This is a genomic window from Sinomonas sp. (assembly GCF_051955515.1).
GTDB lineage: Bacteria > Actinomycetota > Actinomycetes > Actinomycetales > Micrococcaceae > Sinomonas.
Genome location: NZ_JBQCGQ010000326.1, coordinates 1 through 4655, shown reverse-complemented (window position 1 = coordinate 4655; position 4655 = coordinate 1). Strand labels below are relative to the sequence as shown.

General features: G+C 67.5%; 5 protein-coding genes. 2 read left to right on the top strand and 3 right to left on the bottom strand.

Translation table 11 applies throughout. From position 1 onward, the window contains the following. Positions 1-181: IclR family transcriptional regulator domain-containing protein (locus ACTHL9_RS19335; RefSeq protein ID WP_440520921.1), on the top strand; the 181-nt coding region annotated here is incomplete at its 5' end. 248 nt (positions 182-429) lie between these two features. Beyond that, positions 430-723, top strand: coding sequence for a hypothetical protein (locus ACTHL9_RS19330; protein ID WP_440520920.1), 294 nt, complete (start codon positions 430-432; stop codon positions 721-723). A gap of 10 nt (positions 724-733) precedes the next feature. Here the strand turns inward: ACTHL9_RS19330 and ACTHL9_RS19325 are convergent, their stop codons facing one another. From ACTHL9_RS19325 to ACTHL9_RS19315, 3 genes are all read right to left on the bottom strand, one after another. Next, a complete protein-coding gene (locus ACTHL9_RS19325) occupies positions 734-2296 on the bottom strand; it encodes a LamG-like jellyroll fold domain-containing protein (RefSeq protein WP_440520919.1) in 1563 nt (520 codons plus the stop codon). 98 nt (positions 2297-2394) lie between these two features. Continuing rightward, complete coding sequence (locus tag ACTHL9_RS19320; protein ID WP_440520918.1) at positions 2395-2982, bottom strand: hypothetical protein; 588 nt, start codon at positions 2980-2982, stop codon at positions 2395-2397. 184 nt (positions 2983-3166) lie between these two features. Further along, positions 3167-4655 (bottom strand): LGFP repeat-containing protein (locus ACTHL9_RS19315; RefSeq protein ID WP_440520917.1); only part of this gene is annotated, 1489 nt, incomplete at its 5' end.

Below are 4655 nucleotides of genomic sequence, written 5' to 3'. Positions count from 1 at the left end.
GGAGGTCGGGGTGGCCGCGCCGGTGTACGACCACCGGGGTGACGTCGTCGCCGCCGTGCTCATCTCCGCGCCGCGCTTCAGAGTTTCGACCGAGGACGTCGCGTTTCTCTGCAACTCCTGCGCGGAGGCCGCAGCCGAGGTGACGCAGAGGCTCGGGGGGACGGCGTCGTCGTCCGGCTGAGCGGTCGCCCCCCCATCTTGCCCCGTCACGTTCGCAGGGTCCCAGCGGCCCGCCGTCGTCCGCGCACCCTGCAAACGTGACGGCGCAACGAGAGGGGGGACCCGAGCGGCGCGCTCTATAACAAGGCGACATCGATCGGCGCGTCGCCTCTCCCCAACGCCCCGCTGCCGCGGCATCATGGAGGCGACGGGCCCGTTCGCGGTGGTCGTCGGACAATTTGAGCGTGTGCGGGGAGCACGGAGGCAGCCATGTCAGCGTCGGAGATCATCGACGCGGGGGTTCTGTTCGGGACCTTGATTCTCGGGTTGCTGGCGGTCGGCCTTGTCGTCATCGCGGCTGTCTTCCTCACCGGCGGTGTGCTGTCGATTCCCTACGCGCTCGTCGCTCTCCTTGCCGCTGCTGTTCGACGCGCCCGGGAGGCACGGGCACGCCAGCGCGAGAAGGAAGGGCGCGAACGGGAGCCAGCGGTGACGCCCACGGAGGAGCCCGCGGTCCGCGCGCCCGCCCGGCGCCGGCGGCCACCGCGCCCGCTCCCGCACTAGCGCGGGCCACTCAGGGAGCGCCGGCCAGATAGTGCTCGGCCACCTGCGCCGGCGTGAGGGCCGTCGAGTAGACCGCGGCGTACTGGATCAAGCCGGTGAAGACGCTGGGCGGCAGGAGATAGGGAGCACCCGATCCCGTGACCCACCCTCCGAGCGCGCCGCACCCCATCTGCCAATAGCCGGAGTAGCTCTGCCCCACGGTGACGCCCGGGTTGGAGGCGACCAGCACGCCGTCTGCGTAGAGCCGCATCCCGTCGGGCGAGAGCGTCGCGACGGCGTGGTGCCACGCACCGTCGGCGAACGACGCGCCAGCTGGCGATGCGGCGATCTTCGGCCCGCCGGCATTGACGCCGAAGACGAGCCGGCCGGACGGATCGAGGTAGAGGTGGCGGTCGTAGAACAGGCCGAGCACGCCGTGGGCGTTGGAGAAGCCGATGATCTTGCCGTTGCCGGACAAAGTGGTGGAGAACCAGGCTTCGAGGGTGAACACGTTGGGGCTGGCCTGGACAGCTGCGTCCGGGGTGTTGAGGCAGGTGGTGAGCCCGTCGAAGCGCGCCGATGACGGTGGCTGGTCCCGGAGGCAGCCCCTGCTGGCCGCGGTTGCGGGAGGGAGGGAGTAGGAGCCTGTGAACCCGTGGCCCGAGAGGTCGGGTTCACTGAAACCCGAGGCACCCATGGCGTACGCCACGAACACCCCGGCCGTACCGCTTTCTGCCGCCCCGCACGTGAAGAAGGTGCGCGACCCCGCGGTGTTCGCCGTCGTCGTCATGCGCGCGGCGAAGGAGGCCCCGGAACCAAGGCCGATCCCCGTGCCGACCGCGACGAGCACCACGACCAGTCCGGCGAGCAGCCCACGGGACCTGCCCCGCGGGCCGGTGCCGGCAGCCCTCGTTGCGTAGGCGCCGCCCCACCACAGCAGGAGCAGGGTGGGCAGCGCGGCCGCGAGGAGCAGCAGGGTCCACCCGCCCCAGTCGAGGTGGAGCGCGGGCACGAACCAGAAGCGCCCATCGGAACGTGCCGCCGTCGACTCGACGCTGCCCAGCTGCCCCGCGGCGAGGTCGGCGTGGGCCCCAGAGTCAGCCGAGATGCGGACGGGCAGCAACCCGGTGGACACGAAGGTCATGGTGACGCCGCTCGGACCCGGACTGCGGGTCACCTCCTGGACGCCGACCAGCGGTCGCAGCACGAGGATGACGACGGCGGCCGCGAGGCTCTCGCCGACGACCCACACCGCGCGCCGGTGGAGCCAGTCCTTCACGCGGGCCGCCACGAGCGCGAGCCCAAGGCTCGCGCAGGCGAGGAGCGGAGCGGCGCGCAGGAGCCACCCCCCGCCGACGACGACGCCACTCGCCTTGCCCAGGATCTGCCCGGGGGGCACGGGGCGGGGGTCGTCGGATCCGTTGATGTCGCCCCGCGTGGTGACGGAGCCTGGGCCGACGGCGACCACGCGGTGGGTCACGACCCGGCCGGTGTCGCCGTCGTTGTACGCGATGATGTCTCCCGCGCGGACGTCGCCCAGGCTCCGGACGGGACTCGTCAGGACCAGCGACCCGACGGGCGCCGCCTCCCCCATGGAGGGCGTGCGGATATCGAACCACCGGCCGCCCGAAAGGGAGAAAAGGACAGCGCCGCTCAGGACAAGAAAGGCCGCGGCGGCGCTCAGCAGACGAATCAGCTCGAGGCCGACCAGGTGATGGGCTGCGACGCTTTGAGCCCCTGGTAGGTGTTGTCCGCGGAGGAATCCAGGGTCACCGTGAAGGTGTAGCTCTGGGAATCGCCCGCGTTCAGCGGCGTGACAAGAGAAATGGGCGGTGCCGACGAGAACGTATCAGCTGTTCCCGAAAAGACCGTGCTGGCGCCCGAAACGATCTGCAGCTGGAGCTTCGAGCAGAAATCAGTCGCACGCCCGCTCACTGAGCCATTCGCTGATTGGGTGCAGGTTCCGGGCGTCAGCGTGAAGGCGGAGATCGATGCAGATCCCGTGTTGGTGAGAGTCACCGTGGTGGCGGTGGAATCTCCCGGCAGCATCGCGAGATCACCGCCATATTTGTTGATCGTGGAACACGTGGCGCTATTCGTCGAAATGCCACCGCCGTCAGTGGAACTGCAGACCGAACTCCCCGAGGATTCCTGCAATGAGATGGTGCCTGATCCGGCGGTGTTCGCCGAGTTCGTGATCGACGCCGTAAAGGCGGCAACGGCGGGACTCATGGACCCGGCCAGAACGAGCGAAGCAAATACACCCCAGAGTGCGGCCATTCGTGCGCGCCGCTTCACATTATGTGTCAAGTCGAAGCCTTCCTGACGCGAGCCTCCCCGCGCCGTCCCCCATGCTGTTTCCGACCAGAAACATTATGCCGATCCTATGAGGATCGAATTTGTCAAGTCAACAAAAGACGGGGCCCCAGCGTGCCGGGTGGGGCCCCGCATGGAAAGGGAGGAATCAGGAGGTGTACGTGATCGTGGCCGTCCCATTGCTGTAGACGATCTTGCCGCCCTGGAAATCCTGCGCGGTGCCATTCGGGACCGTGTAGACCTCGCTCGTCGGGTAGCCGAGCTTGCCGGACTCGAAGCCCGTTGAGGCCCAGGCATCACGGATTTTCCCGGAAACCGAGTGCGCCCCAGAGGCCTGGGACCAGAGAATGCTCCCGCCTTCGTAGTTCTGGAACGTCCCGCCGTTGCGGAGGCCGCCGATCACGTTGGAGACCGGGTAGCCCATGATGCCGCCCTCAAAGCCCAACTGGGCCCAACGATCACGGATGGGTCCGACGGATTCGTGGGCACCAGTGGCAGACGACCAAATGATGGCGCCGCCTTCGTAGTTCTGGAACGTCCCGCCGTTTCGGAGGCCCCCAATGACGTTCGAGACCGGGTAGCCCAGCGACCCGCCCTCAAAGCCCAGCTGGCCCCACCGAACGCGAATGGGGCCCACCGATTCCTGGGCGCCAGTCGTCGGCGACCACATGATCGCGCCGCCTTCGTAGTTCTGGAACGACCCGCCGTTTCGAAGGCCCCCAATGACGTTCGACACCGGGTAGCCAAGGGACCCGCCTTCAAAGCCCAGCTGGCCCCACCGATCGCGGATGGGACCCACCGATTCATGGGCACCAGTCGTCGGCGACCACATGATCGCGCCACCTTCATAGTTCTGGAACGACCCGCCATTTCGAAGACCACCGATTGTTTCGCTGGTTGGATAACCGAGGATGCCATTTTCGAAGCCCATCTGCTGCCAGCGCTGCCGGATGGCGCCCATCGACGAATGGGCACCGGTGGCCTGCGACCAGATGATTGCGCCGCCCTCGTAATTCTGATATATGCCGCCGTTTCGGAGGCCCCCAACCTCGTCTGTCGTCGGATAGCCGAGCACCCCGTTCTCAAAGCCGAGCGTTGCCCACAGCGAGCGGATGACGCCGTGCGAGACCATGGCCCCGTTCGCCGGAGTCCAGATCACTGCTCCGCCCTGGTAATTGCGGTAATAGCCGCCATTGCGGATAGCGGTAATCGCGCTCGTTGCCGCGCCCAGACTCCACTGCTGGGCCTTCGCGTCCATTTGTGAGCCGATGAGGGCAGCCATGGCGGTCACCGTCACACTCGCGGAGGACGACGAGACGGAATTGATCTTGACCTGGGTGCCGCCGTCGGTCGTGAACGTCTGGCCGGCCTGCCAGGAGAGATTCGACGAGTAATAGCCCGAATACGGCTGGGTGCTCGGCGGAATGAGAAGCGACTCCGACACGTTGATATCGCTCTTGATGATCTGGACGCCCAGATTGCCGTTGACGGCCGTCGGGGCGTCATAGCCCACCGGGGCCTTGAGCTGCAGGTAATAGATCTCGCCAGTCGACGGATCGGTGAACTTCACGGCGCGACTGGCTCCGCTGCCCGCCCACGGAGAGAGCGTGTACGTCGCGGCTCCGCCCGCGGTGCCC